The organism is Sphingobacterium sp. BN32, from assembly GCF_030503615.1.
Taxonomy (GTDB): Bacteria; Bacteroidota; Bacteroidia; order Sphingobacteriales; family Sphingobacteriaceae; genus Sphingobacterium.
Genome location: NZ_CP129963.1, coordinates 2,914,226 through 2,933,359, shown reverse-complemented (window position 1 = coordinate 2,933,359; position 19,134 = coordinate 2,914,226). Strand labels below are relative to the sequence as shown.

Below are 19,134 nucleotides of genomic sequence, written 5' to 3'. Positions count from 1 at the left end.
AAGGCAGAGGTTTACAGGAAGAATGAACGCAGGATAGTAGCCGCAACAATCAGGAAGATACACGCACCGAACCACGAAGCCGCCGTCTTCGATGTGTCGGGGTCGCCCGAGCTGAATTTGTTGTACACCTTAACACCTCCGATTAAGCCGACAACCGCCCCAATCGCATAAATGAGTTGGGTGGCAGGGTCGAAATAAGACGTTACCATTTGGGTAGCCTCGTTGATACCTGCCGACCCGTTTCCCTGTGCGAACGCACCCATTCCTGACAGCATTGCTACGGCTGCCAGCAAAACTTTTTTACTTTGTTTTTTCATAATTGAAACACATTAATTTGTTACTGTTATCCCGCACCTTGCGGACTTTCGGGACAAAGGTGTTTTAGAAATCAAGGCGTGATAACAAAGTGGCAGTGAGAGGAATTGTTTGGCTGTGGGTGGCTGAATTGCTAAAGAAAATAGAGAGGTGTTGACAGGAAGAGAGAGGTTTTTACTATCTTCGTAAAATGAAATCCTTGTCGTACATATTAGCATTAATGGTTTTGGTCTTATCGACCTTGCCAAGCTTTATGGAAGATAAATGTTTTGACCTAGTGAATCAAACAACAAATAGTCAAGAACAAGATAGCGACGATTGCGGTATGGAATGTTGCTCGCCTTTTTCTAAATGCAATACCTGTACTGGATTTGTAATTACTTCCTTTTATGCTTTAACATCCAATTATGTCCAACAACCTAAAAAGAAATTAGGTGTAATAACAGCGTCAGCTGTTTCAGACTTCCTCTCTTCCATTTGGCAACCCCCTAAGATTAATTAATGTTTTTAGTGTCTTCGGCACAATAACAGATTACGGTGCTACAAACCGTCAATTCTCATTTTTCAAACATTAATGTTTTTTTATACAATGAAAAAAATAGTCTTTGTGTCATTTTTTATGACACTAAATCTCTGTGTATTTGCACAAAACATTTTAAATGCTGTTATTAGAAACAGTGAAAACAAAAATCTTTTGATTGGAGTGACAGCATCTATAAAAGGAACCTCGCTTGCCGCTACATCAAACGAAAACGGTCTCATCATAATAGAAAATATTCCTGATGGGATACAGGAAATACATTTTAGCTATATCGGTTTTAACGACTATATAGATACATTGGAATTTCCATTAGCTGACAACAGTCCTATTGAAATCTTACTCAAAGAAAGTTCAGAGGAGTTAGAGGAAGTTGTCATTTCATCCACAAGAAGCACAAGGAGTATACAAAATATCCCTACCCGTATTGAATTTATTGGAAGTGAAGAACTGGGCGAAAAAGGGAACATGAAACCGGGAGATATTCGTATGCTTTTAGCGGAAAGCACAGGTATTCACGTACAAACCACTTCGCCTACCAGTGCCAATGCAAGTATTCGTATTCAGGGACTTGATGGAAGATATACACAAATCCTGAAAGACGGTTTCCCCATTTATTCAGGTGCTTCAAGTGGATTGGGTTTGTTACAGATACCACCACTTGACCTCAAACAAGTAGAAGTCATCAAAGGCTCTACATCTACACTATATGGAGGCGGAGCAATAGCTGGACTGGTCAATCTGATTTCCAAAACGCCGACCTATGAGAGAGATTTAGGTTTTCACCTCAATGGAACATCCGGCAGGGGTTTGGATATAAACGGCTTTTATGGACAAAGGTTTAATAAAATTGGAACAACTATATTTGCTTCCCATAACCGTAACGCAGCTTATGATCCTGCTAAGAACGGACTATCCGCTATTCCACAATTCGAACGCTATGTACTGAATCCGAAGCTCTTCGTTTATTTCAATGAAAAGACGAAACTGAACTTCGGTATCAACACAACGATCGAGAGCCGTTTGGGAGGTGATATGCTTTACATCAAAGGAAATGGAGATAATACAAACCAATATTTTGAGGAAAATAAAACACAACGCTATTCCACACAATTTATTTTCGACCATATCATCAATGAAAACAGTACTGTTCAAGTCAAAAATAGTGTAAGTTATTTTAACCGAAATACTACCATTCCAAACTATAAGTTTGAGGGAACACAAACAGCAAGTTTTACCGAAGCCAACTACACCAACAGTACTGAAAAATCGGAATGGGTCACAGGTATTAATATTTGGACGGATAATTTCAAAGAAAAGCAGATTATGGCATCTCCGTTGAGAGATTATAATCAGACTACATTCGGTGCTTTTGTACAAAATTCTTTTAATGCTACGGATTGGTTTCAATTGGAAACAGGTTTTAGAACGGATTATGTTGTGGATTATGGGGTGGTATTCTTACCGAGAGTTTCGGCTCTATTCCACATTGCCGAGGGCTTAACTTCACGAGTTGGTGGTGGATTTGGCTATAAAATACCTACCATTTTTACGGAAGAAAGCGAACGCCTACAATATCAAAATGTAATGCCCATTGACGACAAGACCAATAAATTGGAAAAAAGTTATGGAGCAAATGCAGACATCAATTACCGCACCTACATTGGGGAAGATTGGTCATTTAGCATAAATCAATTGTTCTTTTACACCTATTTGGATAATCCCTTGTTACTTGAAAACTCCTCGGCAAATCTGTATCAGTTTGTTAATTCTCCTGGCTACATCCATACCAAAGGAACAGAAACCAATATTAAAATTGGTTATGATGACCTGAAATTGTTTTTGGGTTATACCTATACAGATGCCCGATTACACCATAATGGAACGACTGTAGAAAGCCCTTTAACACCAAAACACCGCATTAATTCCATCCTGATGTATGAAATAGAAGACAAATGGAAAATTGGTCTGGAAGCCTATTATTTCAGTCGCCAAAAACTGAATAATGGAACTACGGGCAAAGATTACTTTATTACTGGATTTATGGCTGAAAAGATTTGGGAAAGATTTTCTCTGTACATCAACTTTGAAAACTTCCTCGACACCCGACAAACACGCTTTGACAGCATTTATACAGGAACAATAACCAATCCAGTTTTTAAAGACAATTATGCACCTTTGGACGGATTTGTGATTAACGGAGGAATAAAATTTAAGCTTTAAAATAAATGGAAAAAACCATATTCAATATAACTAAAATGGATTGCCCAAGCGAGGAGCAATTAATCCGTATGAAACTGCAAGACTTTGATACGGTAAAAGGATTGGAATTCGATATAGCCAATAGAAAATTAGACGTTTATCACGATGGAAACCCAGAGCCAATTTTTTTGGCTCTGGGAACACTGAATCTAAATACGACATTGGTTTCAACCGAAAAAAGTAATTTCGTTGTTGAAACAGATACAAGCAACAAGCAACGGAAATTACTTTGGATCGTATTGATTATCAACTTCCTGTTCTTTGGATTGGAAATGTTATTCGGTGTTTTTTCAGGCTCAATGGGGTTGGTAGCCGATAGTTTGGATATGCTTGCCGACAGTGTCGTTTACGCATTGGCATTAATCGCCGTGGGTGGAACAATCGCTTTAAAAAACAACATCGCCAGATTTGCAGGATACTTCCAAGTCTTACTGGCTATTATAGGTTTCGTTGAAGTAATCAGACGTTGTATGGGAATTGAAGCTATGCCCGATTTCAAGACAATGATTGTCGTTTCAGTTTTAGCATTGATTGCAAACGTATTTTGCCTTTATCTTTTACAAAAGAACAAAAGTAAAGAAGCGCATATGCAGGCTTCGATGATATTCACATCAAATGATGTCATTATCAATTCGGGAGTTATTGTTGCTGGTCTTTTAGTTAATTGGCTCAATTCAAGTTATCCAGATTTGATTATTGGAGCTATTGTATTTGTAATTGTAGCAAGAGGGGCTTACAGAATATTGAAGTTGGCAAAGTAAATGTAAAAATAAGTTGAGCCTGAAATTTAGTTTTTCAGGCTCAATTAAAATAATTCCGTTTCAGACAAACTCCCCAATATCAAAATCATCTAAATCATTGTTCCGCAAAGTGGAAGAACTGATTTCCGTTTCAGATGAGAGTGAGCTATCCAATAGCTTGGCAATTTTACTGGATGCACCCGCTATAGAATTTTCCAGCAGACTAAATAATTCGGTTCCCTGTATTTTCTGAACGATTGCTATCGCTGTTTCCTTTTGAGATGACTCCAGTTTTTCTTGCTGAAGCAACATCCCCACGGAGCTTAGTTCTTCAAAGGTAACCCCTTGGGCAAAACCATTATCGCCACCAGATATTCCGTACCTGTTCCATTCTTCTTCCTCTTCTTCAAAATCAGGTTGATTGCTAAAAACTTCATCCAGCTCTTCCTGCGGAATCTGAATACTCCTGTTTTCATTTTCGTCGTATTCAATGTCTAAATTATCGGGATTTACCTCTGGTTCCTCAATCTGGCGTTCATTGGCAGTGTTTGGCACTGAAAGGCGTTCTACGGGTTTGGGCTGTCCCATAATATCGGGCAGATCCGGATTGACTTTCTTTTGCGGAGGTTTTTGTTTTGACCTTTTCTTAATGATAATCTTATCCTGCAAAAGCAGGACAATGACGATCAGCAGGCATATTACTATTACAATTTCCATAACTATAAAATTGGTTTAAAACGTTCGTTGAAATAATCTGTAATATCGTCCCCGTACTCTCTAAAATGGTGTTCAAGAATGTTGTCGATATAAGAATAGAGTGTAGTCTTTTCTTCTCTTGTTAATTGTACTATACGTAACAACCTTTCGTGATATTCTGGACGAATGTAAACGACCTTTCCGTTTCGACCTGAAGGAAAACGATTGACCAGAAATGTCTCCTCATAATCCACCTTCTTTAGGGAGCTATTGCGGGCTTTTGGTTTTGTTTCCTTCTGTATTTTCTGTTGTTGAATAACTTCGGGTATAGTAACAGATTGATTACCACTCATGATATTCATGATTAATTCTTCATCAACATCGGGCTTATCAAAATCTTTTCTTCTCTTATCTGTTGACATACTTAACTATTTTAGAGATTAACAATTTTTAAAAATTCTTCAATAAATAAATCCAGTCTCGTTACTTTCATTAGTTGAGGTTCGGCAGGTAACAGACTTGACCGAAATACACTGTTCGGTGTATCGTCCGTCTCTTTTCTGAAACGTTTACTATCCATTATCCGAGAATTCATCACAGATAAATCGAGTTCGTTAATAACGCTTTGATAAGCCTCGTATATTCCTGTTTTCTCTCGACCATCTACCTGATTCCAAAACATCCACATTTTCTGATCTTCATTACTCTCCTCCGTTTCGGGCAAGCCAAGGAATGCTTTAGTAAAGCTCAGTGTACTTTCCATAACTAGACGGTCAGCACTAATTGGAGAAAAAATAAAATCCATTGTTCTTAAGGTCGTGAGCACACCTTTTGTATTAGCTGTTCCGGGAAGATCAAAAAAAGTTATATCAGGCTCTATTGCAGATTGATTTACGTATTCTAAAGCCTTTGACAAGGCATCCTCCGGTTTACAACTGATAATCGGATATGCTTTTTTATTGATACTTTGATACAACTTCATTGCAGCTCTTTTGTGGTAATCATTCTGCATAATAGTTTTCAAATCCCTTTCCCTCATATTGGCTAAGCTGTGTTGTGGGAAATCACAATCCATTACAAGGACATTAAAAGCTAAACGATAATGCAATACACTTGAAAGTAATGCGGTCATAGTAGATTTTCCAACACCGCCTTTAGGCGTTGAAAAACTAATTTTTAAAGTTTTCTTTTTTGTTTCCATTATTTAAAGATTTATTGTTACACATTTTATTTGTTTGGCAGGTTTGAATATTGGTTTATTTAAATAGTACCTATTTCCTATATGCCTGTATTCCCCTTTTGGAAATTTTCTTGATTGTTATTTGCTTTTATTACCGCTTGGTGGGTAATCATTTTTAGCAACTGGAAAACCTTACAACTTGTAAATTGCTTTACCGCTTTTATGCTTTTACAGTTTTATGTTTTTAAAACCCTATGCTTTTATTCCAAAATTTCTGTACTAAAACCCAATTTATTTTTTATCCTCATTACATTTTTTATTACCTGCACTAAAACTATACGGCAAATAAAGCGATTGAATCGGCTCGTTATTGATGGGTGGTAGTCTTTGGCACCCAAAGGCAGTGTTTGGCTATGTGTCTGATTGTGATGCTCTCATAAGTAGTGTCTTACTTTGTATATAGAATTTTATTAACAGATTTATGCAAAGGCATCTTGAGGAACTGGACAAAAGCAGAACGGCATCAAGCCGTTTATCCCTGCTACATTTAATCCGTCCCGAAGGGCGGATTTTTGTGTTCACCAGAACACGGCAAGTTGTGTTTTGAGCATCTCGAAAAGATTTCCGATGCTCAAAACAACTTGCCCTGCCGGGGGCAGAAAACGTCCTCCGAAGTCGGCGTTTTGTATGAATTAAAAATGGATTAGTGATGAATGAAAACAGCAGAAAGCAGTTAAAAAAGGGCGGGCGTCCTCTAAAAAACGATCCCGCTAAAATCCGGTACACGATTTCCTTTAATGAGGAAGAGCATGCCCGTTTTCTTGACTTATTTGAAAAGTCCGGTATGCAGGTTAAGGCACATTTTATAACCTCTTGCATCTTCGATAAGACGATAAAATCTGTTAAAATAGACAAAGGAACAATTGATTTTTATATGCGATTGACTTCGTTTCACAGTCAATTTCGATCTATTGGCGTGAATTATAATCAGGTCGTAAAGCTATTGTATAAGAACTTTTCGGAGAAAAAGGCAGCAGCATATCTCTATAAATTGGAAAAACATACGGCTGAAATGACCGCCTTGTTTAAAGAAATTGTCCAGATAACGGAAGAATTTGATGTAAAATATCTGAAAAAATAACAGCAGAAATGATTGCGAAAATTGGTAGAAGCGCAAATTTATACGGAGCCTTGGCATATAATCAGCTCAAAGTGGAGAACGAAAATGGACAAATTTTGTTCGCCAATAAGATAATTGAAACTGCTAACGGACATTATTCCGTAGCACAATTAGCCCAATCTTTTGCTCCTTATCTCATCGCCAACCGCAATACCGAGAAACATACGTTGCATATTTCGCTCAATCCTGATCCCAAGGATAATGTAGATGATGATAAGTTTAGGGAAATGGCGGAAGAATATATGCGTGAAATGGGTTACGGCGAACAGCCTTTTGTGGTCTTCAAACATACCGATATTGACCGTAGTCATATCCATATCGTATCGGTCTGCGTGGACGAACAGGGCGTGAAAATTTCGGATAGTTTTGAGAAAATGCGGTCTATGAGTGTATGCCGTGAACTGGAAAGAAAACACGGTCTGATACCCGCAACGGACAAAGAACGTAATCACAATGATAAGGTTTTTCGTCCGGTGGATTATCGGGCAAGTGATATAAAAAGTCAGATTGCTTCGGTCATTCGCCACTTGCCGAACTATTATCAATACCAAACTTTGGGAGAATACAATGCTTTGCTTTCCCTGTTCAATATTACCACCGAGAAAGTGGAGGGAGAATTACACGGAAAGGCACAGCAGGGTTTATTGTACATTCCATTGAATGAGAAAGGCGAAAAAGCAGGACATCCGTTCAAGGCTTCGTTTTTCGGAAAGAACGCAGGGCTTCCGGCTTTGGAATTGCATTTTGCGAAATGCAAAACAACCCTGAAAGATACCGCAACCAAACAGACTTTAAAATCAGCCGTTACCATTGCCCTGCAATCAACGGTTGACGAATTGAGCTTTAAAAAACAGTTAGGCGAGCAAGGTATCAATGTAGTGATACGCAGAAACGATACCGGACGAATTTACGGTATGTCGTTCATTGACCACAACTCTAAAAGCGTTTGGAACGGTTCACGATTGGCAAAAGAACTTTCTGCCAATACCTTTAATGATTATTGGAACAATAATATCAAAGCGGAGATTAAAGAGCCAGTTGCACCCCTACCAAAATTGTCCAAACCGACTGATACGGAGGATTTACCTGCGGAAGAACCACATCATTTGTTCGACTTCTTAAATACTGAAAAACACGAAGACGGTTTGATAGAAGCCTTTGGAGGTTTGCTCATACCTGAAGCACAGGGGGAAGATTACGAGGAACAGGATTTTGCTAATAGGATGAAGAAAAAGAAAAGAAGACTATAGTAAGTCATCTTTTGGAATTAAAATCTGCTTTTAAAACGATTTGTTAAATTGTATTTTAGCATTTGCTTAAATAAACGAATTAACTATATTTGCACTATGGGTAATAATTCTTGTATACGTCAACAAGCAGACATTGAACAAATAAACCGCTGTAAAGACCGGGTTTTAGAGCTTAACGATTCGTTTGATTATTTATCGAATGGGCTTGAATTGGCAGGAAATATCGTAAGACTTAAAATTCTCTTCCTACTTTACGAAGAAAAACGACTTTGTGTTTGCGATATAAGCGACGTTCTTGGAATGACAATCTCGGCAGTTTCACAACATTTACGAAAACTTAAAGACCGTAATCTAGTAGAAACAGACAGGGAGGCCCAAACTATTTTTTATTCATTGACCAAGGAATATGAAAAATTGCTAAAACCGTTTTTTAAAATACTTGATGAAAACAAAGTCATAGAAGCAATATGAAAACAAACAACAAACTTATCGGCGCAGGACTTTTGACTGCAATTGCAGCTTCACTTTGTTGCGTTACACCAGTTTTGGCTCTCATTGCAGGAACAAGCGGACTTGCCTCCACTTTTTCTTGGCTTGAATCTTTCAGACCGTATTTTATCGGTTTGACAATTTTGGTTCTTGGTTTTGCTTGGTATCAAAAGTTAAAGCCTAAAAAGCAAATTGATTGCAATTGTGAAACAGCAGAAAAACCAAAATTCATTCAGTCGAAAACGTTTTTAGGAATTGTAACATCATTTGCAATAGTAATGCTTGCTTTTCCATATTATTCAAGTGTTTTCTACCCAAAGACAGAAAAGCAAATCATAATAGTGGACAAATCCAATATTGAAAAAGTAGAATTTACGATTAGCGGAATGACTTGTGCAAGTTGTGAAGAACACATAAATCACGAAGTGAATAAATTGATAGGGATTGTCAATCTAAAAGCTTCTTATGAAAATGGAAATACAATCGTAGAGTTTGACAACTCGAAAACAAATATTTCTGAAATTGAAAAAGCAATAAACTCAACAGGGTATTCTGTAACCGCGAAAAATTAAAATTAAAATGGAAATCAAATTGCAATCAATAATCACTTGCCCCAACTGCGGACACAAGAAAGAAGAAACAATGCCGACAGATGCTTGCCAATATTTTTACGAATGTGAAAAGTGCAAACATGTTCTTAAACCAAAGCAAGGCGACTGTTGTGTTTATTGTAGTTATGGAAATGTTCCTTGTCCACCTATTCAGCAAAACAAAAAATGTTGCTAACGGGTATAAAACAAAAGAAGGTCGATATAACTAAAGTATTTTTATTTTACTACCTATAAATATTACTATATAAAAGGGGTATAGAAGCTATACCTCTTAGACCCAGCCGAACCCTGCCACTCACCGCCATCCACTACCACTTTTCCAAAGCCAATCTTTATAGTCTTTAAATTCACGCCCGAACATTAAAATTAAAAATAATGCAAGGAGAAGACGATTTAAGAGGTTTAGCCAAAATAATGGCTTTTATGAGAGCAGTTAGTATTCTATTAGTACTGATGCATCTTTATTGGTTTTGTTATGGTTTCTTTATGGAACGTGGCTGGACACTAGAAGTAATCAATAAAATATTAGGGAATTTTGACCGAACAGCCGGTTTGTTTTCGCATACTTTATATACCAAAGTATTTGCAATCGTGTTATTGGCTTTAAGCTGTTTGGGAACCAAAGGCGTGAAGAACGAGAAGATAACCTGGTCAAAGATTTACGTGGCTTTGGGAATTGGTTTTTTGCTGTTCTTTCTGAATACACCACTGTTAAAGTTGTCGCCCATCATTGGCACATTCTTTTATATACTGACTATCGGACTAGGTTATATTGCTTTGCTGATGGCTGGGGTTTGGATAAGCAGGTTATTGAAAAACAACCTGATGGATGATGTTTTCAATATGGAGAACGAAAGTTTTATGCAGGAAACCAAATTGATGGAAAATGAATATTCCGTAAACCTGCCTACTAAATTTTGGTACAATAAAAAGGAACACAAGGGCTGGATCAATATCGTAAATCCTTTCAGAGCAACGATTGTTTTGGGGACTCCGGGTTCTGGTAAATCGTATGCCGTCGTTAACAATTATATCAAGCAACAAATTGAAAAAGGTTTTTCGATGTATATCTACGATTTCAAGTTTGACGACCTTTCTACTATTGCTTATAATCATTTATTGAAACATCAGGATAAGTACGAAATAAAACCAAAGTTCTACGTCATCAACTTTGACGATCCACGCAAGAGCCATCGTTGCAATCCGCTCAATCCAGATTTATGACTGACATATCCGATGCTTACGAAGCCGCTTACACGATTATGTTGAACCTCAACAGAAGCTGGATACAAAAACAAGGAGATTTCTTTGTCGAATCTCCAATTATTCTTTTAGCGGCTATCATCTGGTTTTTAAAAATTTACGAGAATGGTAAGTATTGCACCTTTCCACACGCCATTGAATTGCTGAATAAAAAGTATTCGGATGTATTTACCATTTTAACTTCGTATCCTGATTTGGAAAACTATCTTTCACCATTTATGGATGCTTGGCAAGGCGGAGCACAAGACCAGTTGCAGGGACAAATTGCATCGGCTAAAATCCCTTTGTCACGAATGATATCACCGCAGTTGTATTGGGTTATGACAGGCGATGATTTTTCATTGGACATCAACAACCCGAACGAGCCGAAGATTTTGTGCGTGGGTAACAATCCCGACCGTCAAAATATCTACTCCGCAGCTTTGGGCTTGTACAACTCCCGAATTGTCAAGCTCATCAATAAGAAAGGACAATTAAAGAGTTCGGTTATTATAGATGAGTTGCCCACGATTTATTTTAGAGGGTTGGACAATCTTATCGCAACGGCGAGAAGTAATAAGGTGGCTGTGTGCTTGGGCTTTCAGGACTTTTCGCAGTTGATACGTGATTACGGCGATAAAGAAGCTAAAGTTATTCAAAACACCGTAGGTAATGTATTCAGTGGACAGGTTGTAGGAGAAACGGCAAAAAGCCTTTCGGAACGTTTTGGAAAAGTATTACAGAAACGTCAAAGTATGACGATAAACCGTAATGATAAATCAACTTCTATTTCTACACAATTAGACAGCCTTATTCCGGCTTCCAAAATTTCAACCTTAACGCAGGGTATGTTTGTCGGTTCTGTATCGGATAATTTTGACGATCGTATCGAACAAAAGATATTTCACGCAGAAATCGTGGTCGATAATGAAAAGGTAGCCGCCGAAACAAAAGCCTATCAAAAGATACCGCAAATCCTATCCTTTGTAGATGAGCAAGGCGAGGATAAAATGAAGCAGGAAATTGAAAGCAATTACCGTCAGATAAAATCAGATATTCTGCATATCGTCGAAAGTGAAATGGAACGGATTAAGAATGACCCGAACTTACAGCATTTGATACAGCAAGAGTAATAAAGGTACAAGTGGAAATTTTTAGTATAGACTAAAAAATATTGGCGATACTTCTTCTTAAATTTAGTATGGAGTGTCGCCAATATTGTTTTGAACAGTATGTAAAACAAATATTCAGAATGAAAAAGGATATTATATAAAATAGTAATTATTCAAAACAATGCAATGCCATTGCATTACTTTTTTACTAACTTTGCAAAAGAATATGAAAGTCTTTTTTTCCATATTGGCAATTTATATGATGGCGGTATTTTTAATGCCTTGTACCGATATGTATGAAAAGGAGAGTTTTCAAAACCATAACCATTCAGAAGAATTAGCCCATAAAGCAAGCCACGACCATCAGGAAAAACCTGATATGTGCAGTCCGTTTTGTTTATGCGGTTGTTGTGGAATGGTGTCGGGCATAGTGCTTCAATGGAATGTATATAACTTAGTTAAGAAGACCTTTGACTTGTCTAAGGCCATAGTTTACTATAAATCTATCTTTATATCCCTCTATCTGGGAGAAATTTGGCAACCGCCAAAGATTAATGCATAATTTTTAATGTTTAAATGATTACAGCTTAATGCTAACAGCGTTAGCTTGGTTTTTAGGGTATTTATATTCCCTAAAAACATAATCATTATGATTTTATCATTATTTATCCATCATTAATCATCACAAAAAGTGTTAAATAACATTATAAAATTCTCTATAAAGAATAAGTTCATTATAGGATTAATGACCTTATTACTCATCATTTGGGGGGTATGGAGTGCCACGAAAATCCCCATTGATGCCCAACCTGACATTACAAACAATCAGGTTCAGATTATTACCCTGTCACCAACATTAGCAGGACAGGAGGTGGAGCAACTGGTTACATTTCCTGTAGAGCAAAGTATCGTCAATCTTCCCAAAGTAGAAGAAATAAGAAGTGTTTCGAGGTTTGGACTATCTGTTGTAACCGTAGTGTTTCAAGACAATGTCGATATTTATTTTGCAAGACAGTTGGTAAGCCAACAGCTGAAAGAAGCACAAGACCAGATACCTGATGGAGTTGGAACGCCTGAACTTGCTCCTGTCAGTACAGGTCTTGGCGAAGTGTACCAATACATTCTCCATCCCAAACAAGGAAGCGAAGATAAATATTCTGCAATGGATTTACGGACAATGCAGGATTGGATTGTCGCCAGACAACTTTACGGTACTCCGGGAATTGCAGAAGTTAATAGTTTCGGCGGTCTGCTCAAACAATACGAGGTATCCGTTGACCCTAACCGCATCAAAGCGATGGACGTCAGTATCTCCGATATTTTTACTGCACTCGAAAACAACAACCAAAATACCGGAGGCGCTTATATTGATAAGAAACCCAATGCATACTTCATTCGGGGAATTGGTTTAGTCACTTCACTGGAAGATGTAGGTAATATTGTTGTTAAAAATACGGAAAGTGTTCCGGTATTCATCAAAGATGTAGCAAAAGTACAATTTGGTCACGCTACCCGATACGGAGCAATGACCTATAACGGCGAAGTAGATGCTGTGGGAGGTATTGTAATGATGCTCAAGGGAGAAAACACTGCTACGGTCGTAAAAAACATCAAAGAAAAAATACCGGTTATCCAACAATCTCTACCCGATGATGTGGTCATAGAACCTTATTTGGATAGAATGAACCTGGTAGATAGAGCGATAAGTACTGTCGAAAAAAACCTAATTGAAGGTGCATTAATCGTAATATTTGTATTGATTATCTTCTTAGGGAATTTCAGGGCAGGTTTAATCGTCGCATCAGCTATACCGTTATCAATGCTTTTTGCATTGGGAATGATGAGGTTATTTGGCGTAAGTGCCAACCTGATGAGTTTGGGAGCTATTGATTTCGGATTGATAGTGGACGGTTCGCTGATCGTTGTTGAAGCCACAATGCACCATTTGGGCTTACGGAAATCCACTCAAAAACTTACGCAGGCAGAAATGGACGAGGAGGTGTATGAATCTGCAAGAAAAATCCGTACGAGTGCAGCATTTGGAGAAATCATTATCCTCATTGTTTATATTCCTATCCTTACTTTGGTCGGCATAGAAGGAAAAATGTTTACGCCAATGGCGCAGACCGTAAGTTTCGCCATTTTGGGAGCTTTGATTTTGTCCTTTACCTATATCCCGATGATGAGTGCCTTGTGTCTGTCTAAAAAACCGATTACCAAAAGGAATTTTTCAGACAAAATGATGGACTATCTTCAAGGGGTTTATAAGCCTTTGTTAGAAAAAGCCATTCGGATAAAATATGTGATTATTGCGGTTGCCGTCGGACTTTTTACCATTAGTATATTCCTTTTTTCACGGATGGGCGGAGAGTTCCTGCCAACATTGGGCGAGGGCGATTTTGCTTTCCATTGTATTTTGCCGCAAGGAACATCCTTAAGCCAAAGTCTGGAAACCTCTATGCAGGCATCTAAGATAATCAAGGAGTTTGACGAAGTAAAAATGGTTGTAGGAAAAACGGGGGCTGCCGAAGTACCGACAGACCCGATGCCGCCCGAAGCGACCGACCTGATGATTATTCTTAAACCACAGGACGAATGGAAAACAAAGAAATCGTATGACGAACTTTCCAATGAAATGATGGAGAAACTCGAAGTTATTCCCGGTGTATTCTTTGAAGCCAACCAGCCGATACAGATGAGGTTTAATGAACTGATGACGGGTATCAGGCAAGATGTAGCTGTGAAAATATTCGGAGAGAACCTCGACAGTTTGTTGATTTATGCCAATAAAGCCAATGCCATTATTCAAACGGTAGAGGGTGCAACCGCTCCGCAGGTAGAACGGATAGCAGGTCTTCCACAGATTAATATCGAATACGACCGTACCCGAATAGCCAACTATGGCTTGAATGTACAGGAGATAAACGATATTGTCAGTACTGCGTTTGCAGGTAAATCAGCAGGCGTGGTTTATGAAAATGAGCGTAGATTTGATTTGGTGGTACGGCTTGATGAAGAACACCGCAGTTCTATTGAGGATGTGAGCAATCTGTTTATTCCACTTCCAAACGGAGAGCAGGTTCCACTTTCGCAGGTTGCCAACATTGACTATAAATTAGGTCCTGCACAAATCAGCCGTGAAGGAGGAAAACGAAGGATATATGTCGGATTTAATGTACAAGGGCGGGATGTAGCAAGTGTTGTAGAAGAAATTCAGGATAAGTTGGCTGAACAGGTTAAGCTACCGACAGGATATTATTTTACCTATGGCGGTCAGTTTGAGAACCTCCAAAAAGCTACTGACAGATTACTGATTGCAGTACCTATCGCCCTGCTTTTGATTTTTATCTTATTGTACTTCACGTTTCATTCGTTCAAGGAAGCCGTTTTGGTCTATACAGCTATCCCGATGAGTGCCATTGGAGGTGTGTTTGCCCTATTGTTGAGGGATATGCCATTCAGCATATCAGCAGGTGTAGGGTTTATCGCTTTGTTTGGTGTTGCTGTTCTGAACGGGATTGTACTGATTTCCACATTCAACAGATTGGAAAAAGAGGGTTGGAACGAGATTATCCCGAGAATTATCGAGGGGGCTAAAACAAGACTAAGACCCGTATTAATGACAGCGTCGGTAGCAAGTTTAGGTTTCTTACCGATGGCATTGAGTACAAGTGCGGGTGCAGAAGTACAAAAACCGTTGGCAACGGTCGTTATCGGCGGATTGATGTCAGCAACGGCATTGACGTTATTCGTACTGCCTTTACTATACCTCGTATTTATGAGAAATCATAAGCCTACAAAAAATAATAAAATGAAAGCCATAACACCTATATTGTTACTGTTTACGTTCTTAGGCTTTTCTCAAACCAGTAATGCACAAAATCCTGTAAACGTAGATAGAGCTATCGAAATAGCTATGGAAAATAACCCTCAGCTCCGTTCCAAAAAATTGGAGATTCAATCTACCCAAAGTTTGAGTAAGACAGCATATGAGCTACCGAAAACCGATTTAAATTTCCAATATGGGAATACAGATGGATTTGAGTACAATGACGGTTTCCAAATTTCGCAGACTATACCCTTTCCAACACTTTTTGGGGTAAAGAAAAACCTTGTCAAAGAGCAAGTCAAAGGGCAGGAATGGTCAAAGGCTCTGACAGAAAATGAGCTAAGAAAGCAGGTAAGAACATATTATTATCAGTTAGCGTATCTGGAACATAATGCTTCGGTATTGAAGTATTTGGATAGTATTTATGCAGACTTTATCCGTGTGGCGGAGCTGCGTTATAAAACAGGAGATATAGGGCGGATAGAAGTCAGTACGGCTGTTACCAAAAAGGGGGAAATCAATATATTGCTCCAGCAAAATGAGGTCTTCAGGCAAAATGCCTATCAGAATCTTAAAAACCTGATGCAGACAAAGGAAGATTTTGCCATTGAACCCAAATCAGACTATGAACCATTACTTTTGACTTCTTTCATAGACAGTTCAGCTATTGAAAACCACCCAAGCATCCAGCTATTGTATCAGGAGGCTAAAATCGCTGAACAGAACAAGAAGTTGGAACGGGCAAACAGCCTGCCTGATTTTACGTTCGGTTATAATAATATATCGCTGATAGGAATGCACAGTAGAAACGGCGTGGAACAATTTTACGGCAGAGGACAGCGGTTCAGTTTTGTTGATGTAGGCATAACCATTCCACTCTTTACTACGACCAGAGCGAAAATCCGTTCCCTTGATTATCAAAAACAATCATTGGAACTGAATGCCCAATGGCAACAACAGCAGCTAAAAACGGAGTTGGCAAATGCCCTGAAACAATATGAACAGAATGTTTCACAGTTTACCTATTTCAAGGAGCAGGCACTTCCGAATGCTGATGAAATCATCAATGCGGCAAAGTTAGGGTACAGTACCGGAGATATTTCTTATGTGGAGTACCTCTTTGCCTTGCAGACAACAACCGATATTCAGCTTAATTATCTAAAGAGCATACAGCAAATCAATGAGGCTGTAACGCTTATTCATTCATTAATCAGCAAATAATACAAAATATGAAACGTATCATCAATAATATAGTTTTCAGCGTTTTTGTCCTCGTAGCAATCTTTGCTTTGAACGCCTGTACAAATAAACATACGGAGGACGACGGACATAATCACGGTAGCGAAGCAGCAGCAACAACGGACGAACACGAAGAAGAAAACGTTGCGGTACTGACCGATGAACAGATAAAAGCTGTAGGTATCGAAATCGGGATGATTGAACAGAAACAATTGTCCGCAACATTGAAAGCCAACGGTGGATTGAGAGTACCCAACAGCAACAAGGCAAATGCAACTTCAATGTTTGGCGGCGTTATCAAATCCCTCAATGTGGAGATAGGCGATTTCGTAAAAAAAGGTCAGGTCATCGCCACTATTTCCAATCCGGAATTCATACAATTACAGGAAGAATACCTAAGCATCAATAGCAGGATAGAATTTGCAGAGCAGGAAGTTGCAAGACAAAGAGAGCTGAACGAGGGAAATGCAGGTGCAAAGAAAAACCTGCAAAGTGCCACATCTGAATTGAACACGTTGAGAACACGAAAAGCATCGTTACAACAACAAATCCAAATGATGGGCATTAATCCGGCTTCCCTGTCAAATTCCAGCCTTAAATCCTCGTTGGTCGTTACAAGTCCGATAGGCGGTACGGTAAGTAACGTTTTTGCCAAAATCGGAAGCTATGTAGATGTGTCTTCGCCTATTGCCGAAATAATAGAGAACACAGCATTGCACTTGGACTTACAGGTTTATGAAAAAGATATTCCCCTAATCAAAATAGGTCAGAAAATAGATTTTGTCGTAACCAACAACCCCAATAAGACCCATTCTGCCGAAGTTTATAGTATAGGTTCATCTTTTAGCGGAGAGAGCAAAACCATTGCCGTTCACAGCAGAATTACCGGAGATAAAACAGGATTGATTGACGGAATGAGCATAACCGGAAATGTAAGTTTAGATGATGTATTAAGTACGGCTGTACCCAACGAAGCGGTTGTCAATGCAGACGGGAAATATTACATCTTTTTGGTCAAGGAGCAGGAAGAAGAACCGCACGACCATAAAGAAGATGAGGCTCACGACCACGGTTCGGAAAATGGAACTCAATTTACAAGAATGGAGGTCGTTAAAGGTGCTTCTCAATTGGGTTACACGGCGATAACGCCTGTAAATGAAATTCCACACGGTACACATATCGTGATAAAAGGTGCGTTTTTTGTGAATGCAAAAATGAATGATACCGGAGAACACGGTCACGCTCACTAAAATGGTATATAATGAAAAAAAGCATTGAACAAAAGCTGTTGTCAAAGAACACCAATCCGACCAGTATGCGGATATTGGTATATGATTTCTTGGAGCAACAGCAGACAGCGATGTCCTTATCTGAAATCGAAAGTCATTTCTATAAAGCAGACAGGGTTACGATTTACAGGACTTTGAAAACTTTCGAGGAAAAAGGCATTGTACACAGTATTCAGGAGAACACTACCGTTAAGTATATTTTGTGTCACGATGGGTGTGATGAAGAAACACACAAAGATTGGCACTTACATTTCTATTGTAAAATCTGTAAACAGACAACCTGTAAGGAGGATTTTATAATACCGCAGAATGGAAACCAAAATTACCGTATTGACGAAATAAAACTATTTGGTAAAGGTATTTGCGAGAACTGTTTAAAGGAGAGTTTGCAATAGCATTGCAGGCTCTTCCTGTGTATCTTTGTCATAAATATAAATGTGTTATGGATAACTATCTTAAAGAAACAAAAATCCTTGACTACTCAAACGTTTCTATACAAGAGCTATTGGAACAAAGAGGGTGGAAAGATTTGGGCAATGTTTCAAGAGTTAAAGCCATTTACAATTTTGTCAGGGATGAAATAAAATTTGGCTACAATGTTTCGGACGATATACCTGCATCAGAAATATTGCAGGATGGCTATGGACAGTGCAATACCAAAGCGACTTTGCTAATGACGTTATTAAGAGCAACGGGAATACCTAACCGCATTCACGGTTTTACCATTGACAAAGCCTTGCAAAAAGGAGCTATTACGGGTATTTGGTACAAACTTTCGCCTCAAAACATCTTACATAGCTGGGTAGAAGTATGGGTAAATGAACAGTGGTATTTTTTAGAAGGTGTGATTTTGGATAAACCCTATCTCACCAAATTGCAGGAGCAGAACAGCGATTGCAAAACCACATTTTGTGGTTTCGGGGTTTATACCGATAATTTTGAGAACCCACCGATTGAATGGAACCTCAACAATACGTTTATTCAAGATAAGGGCATCAATCAGGACTTTGGCGTTTTTGATACACCCGATGAATTTTATTCTAAGCATCAGCAAAAGCTAAATGCGTTAAAGCGATTTGTTTTTCAGTATATCGTGAGGTATATAATGAATAATAACGTAGAAATAATAAGAAATAAAAGTGTAACGAACCTAAAAAATTAA

The 19,134-nt window shown here is 38.5% G+C and carries 16 protein-coding genes and 1 pseudogene; 13 read left to right on the top strand and 4 right to left on the bottom strand.

What is annotated here, in order from left to right; all coding sequences use genetic code 11:
- Positions 1-11 precede the first annotated feature (11 nt).
- On the bottom strand, positions 12-317 hold the full coding sequence (locus QYC40_RS12340; protein WP_002993181.1) for a DUF4134 domain-containing protein: 306 nt from the start codon (positions 315-317) through the stop codon (positions 12-14).
- A gap of 587 nt (positions 318-904) precedes the next feature.
- Here QYC40_RS12340 and QYC40_RS12335 point away from each other — a divergent pair.
- Positions 905-3,076: a TonB-dependent receptor plug domain-containing protein gene (locus tag QYC40_RS12335; protein WP_367652276.1), complete on the top strand. Its 2,172-nt coding sequence runs from the start codon at positions 905-907 to the stop codon at positions 3,074-3,076.
- Between the two features lie 5 nt (positions 3,077-3,081).
- On the top strand, positions 3,082-3,876 hold the full coding sequence (locus QYC40_RS12330) for a cation transporter (RefSeq protein WP_094280386.1): 795 nt from the start codon (positions 3,082-3,084) through the stop codon (positions 3,874-3,876).
- Positions 3,877-3,936: 60 nt separating this feature from the next.
- Here the strand turns inward: QYC40_RS12330 and QYC40_RS12325 are convergent, their stop codons facing one another.
- Genes QYC40_RS12325 through QYC40_RS12315 form a run of 3 tightly spaced genes read right to left on the bottom strand, consistent with a single transcriptional unit; the run spans position 3,937 to position 5,752 of the window.
- On the bottom strand, positions 3,937-4,572 hold the full coding sequence (locus QYC40_RS12325; RefSeq protein ID WP_002993186.1) for a hypothetical protein: 636 nt from the start codon (positions 4,570-4,572) through the stop codon (positions 3,937-3,939).
- A gap of 2 nt (positions 4,573-4,574) precedes the next feature.
- Positions 4,575-4,973, bottom strand: a complete 399-nt coding sequence (locus QYC40_RS12320) for a DUF3408 domain-containing protein (RefSeq protein WP_002993187.1) — start codon at positions 4,971-4,973, stop codon at positions 4,575-4,577.
- An 11-nt stretch (positions 4,974-4,984) separates the two neighbouring features.
- Positions 4,985-5,752, bottom strand: coding sequence for a ParA family protein (locus QYC40_RS12315; RefSeq protein ID WP_002993188.1), 768 nt, complete (start codon positions 5,750-5,752; stop codon positions 4,985-4,987).
- Between the two features lie 688 nt (positions 5,753-6,440).
- On the opposite strand from QYC40_RS12315, the gene mobA reads away from it, so the two are divergent.
- The 11 genes and pseudogenes from mobA (at position 6,441) to QYC40_RS12265 (ending at position 19,134) form a co-directional block, all read left to right on the top strand.
- Positions 6,441-6,872, top strand: a complete 432-nt coding sequence (gene mobA, locus QYC40_RS12310) for a conjugal transfer protein MobA (RefSeq protein WP_002993194.1) — start codon at positions 6,441-6,443, stop codon at positions 6,870-6,872.
- Between the two features lie 8 nt (positions 6,873-6,880).
- Positions 6,881-8,161: a conjugal transfer protein MobB gene (gene mobB / locus QYC40_RS12305; RefSeq protein WP_002993196.1), complete on the top strand. Its 1,281-nt coding sequence runs from the start codon at positions 6,881-6,883 to the stop codon at positions 8,159-8,161.
- Between the two features lie 96 nt (positions 8,162-8,257).
- Entirely contained in the window at positions 8,258-8,632 is a 375-nt protein-coding gene (locus QYC40_RS12300; RefSeq protein WP_301990496.1) for a metalloregulator ArsR/SmtB family transcription factor, read from the top strand.
- Positions 8,629-9,222, top strand: coding sequence for a mercuric transport protein MerTP (merTP, locus tag QYC40_RS12295; RefSeq protein ID WP_002993200.1), 594 nt, complete (start codon positions 8,629-8,631; stop codon positions 9,220-9,222). Before QYC40_RS12300 ends, merTP begins: the two co-directional genes overlap by 4 nt.
- A 7-nt stretch (positions 9,223-9,229) precedes the next feature.
- Positions 9,230-9,436, top strand: coding sequence for a GDCCVxC domain-containing (seleno)protein (locus QYC40_RS12290; RefSeq protein ID WP_002993202.1), 207 nt, complete (start codon positions 9,230-9,232; stop codon positions 9,434-9,436).
- Positions 9,437-9,633: 197 nt separating this feature from the next.
- Positions 9,634-11,636: pseudogene (gene mobC, locus QYC40_RS12285) on the top strand (conjugal transfer protein MobC).
- A gap of 160 nt (positions 11,637-11,796) precedes the next feature.
- Positions 11,797-12,177, top strand: coding sequence for a DUF6660 family protein (locus QYC40_RS18590; RefSeq protein WP_367652275.1), 381 nt, complete (start codon positions 11,797-11,799; stop codon positions 12,175-12,177).
- A gap of 129 nt (positions 12,178-12,306) precedes the next feature.
- Positions 12,307-16,665 (top strand): CusA/CzcA family heavy metal efflux RND transporter, encoded by a 4,359-nt coding sequence (locus QYC40_RS12280; RefSeq protein WP_094258246.1) that lies wholly within the window; start codon positions 12,307-12,309, stop codon positions 16,663-16,665.
- Positions 16,666-16,673: 8 nt separating this feature from the next.
- Positions 16,674-17,933, top strand: coding sequence for an efflux RND transporter periplasmic adaptor subunit (locus QYC40_RS12275; protein ID WP_094258247.1), 1,260 nt, complete (start codon positions 16,674-16,676; stop codon positions 17,931-17,933).
- Positions 17,934-17,944: 11 nt separating this feature from the next.
- A complete protein-coding gene (locus tag QYC40_RS12270) occupies positions 17,945-18,367 on the top strand; it encodes a Fur family transcriptional regulator (protein WP_094258248.1) in 423 nt (140 codons plus the stop codon).
- 47 nt (positions 18,368-18,414) lie between these two features.
- Positions 18,415-19,134, top strand: coding sequence for a transglutaminase family protein (locus QYC40_RS12265; RefSeq protein ID WP_094258315.1), 720 nt, complete (start codon positions 18,415-18,417; stop codon positions 19,132-19,134).

Excerpts from the sequence above, each read along its gene's own strand:
- QYC40_RS12340 (WP_002993181.1), bottom strand. The coding sequence starts at position 317 with ATGAAAAAACAAAGTAAAAAAGTTTTGCTGGCAGCCGTAGCAATGCTG.
- QYC40_RS12335 (WP_367652276.1), top strand. The coding sequence starts at position 905 with ATGAAAAAAATAGTCTTTGTGTCATTTTTTATGACACTAAATCTCTGT.
- QYC40_RS12330 (WP_094280386.1), top strand. The coding sequence starts at position 3,082 with ATGGAAAAAACCATATTCAATATAACTAAAATGGATTGCCCAAGCGAG.
- QYC40_RS12325 (WP_002993186.1), bottom strand. The coding sequence starts at position 4,572 with ATGGAAATTGTAATAGTAATATGCCTGCTGATCGTCATTGTCCTGCTT.
- QYC40_RS12320 (WP_002993187.1), bottom strand. The coding sequence starts at position 4,973 with ATGTCAACAGATAAGAGAAGAAAAGATTTTGATAAGCCCGATGTTGAT.
- QYC40_RS12315 (WP_002993188.1), bottom strand. The coding sequence starts at position 5,752 with ATGGAAACAAAAAAGAAAACTTTAAAAATTAGTTTTTCAACGCCTAAA.
- mobA (WP_002993194.1), top strand. The coding sequence starts at position 6,441 with ATGAATGAAAACAGCAGAAAGCAGTTAAAAAAGGGCGGGCGTCCTCTA.
- mobB (WP_002993196.1), top strand. The coding sequence starts at position 6,881 with ATGATTGCGAAAATTGGTAGAAGCGCAAATTTATACGGAGCCTTGGCA.
- QYC40_RS12300 (WP_301990496.1), top strand. The coding sequence starts at position 8,258 with ATGGGTAATAATTCTTGTATACGTCAACAAGCAGACATTGAACAAATA.
- merTP (WP_002993200.1), top strand. The coding sequence starts at position 8,629 with ATGAAAACAAACAACAAACTTATCGGCGCAGGACTTTTGACTGCAATT.
- QYC40_RS12290 (WP_002993202.1), top strand. The coding sequence starts at position 9,230 with ATGGAAATCAAATTGCAATCAATAATCACTTGCCCCAACTGCGGACAC.
- QYC40_RS18590 (WP_367652275.1), top strand. The coding sequence starts at position 11,797 with ATGCAATGCCATTGCATTACTTTTTTACTAACTTTGCAAAAGAATATG.
- QYC40_RS12275 (WP_094258247.1), top strand. The coding sequence starts at position 16,674 with ATGAAACGTATCATCAATAATATAGTTTTCAGCGTTTTTGTCCTCGTA.
- QYC40_RS12270 (WP_094258248.1), top strand. The coding sequence starts at position 17,945 with ATGAAAAAAAGCATTGAACAAAAGCTGTTGTCAAAGAACACCAATCCG.
- QYC40_RS12265 (WP_094258315.1), top strand. The coding sequence starts at position 18,415 with ATGGATAACTATCTTAAAGAAACAAAAATCCTTGACTACTCAAACGTT.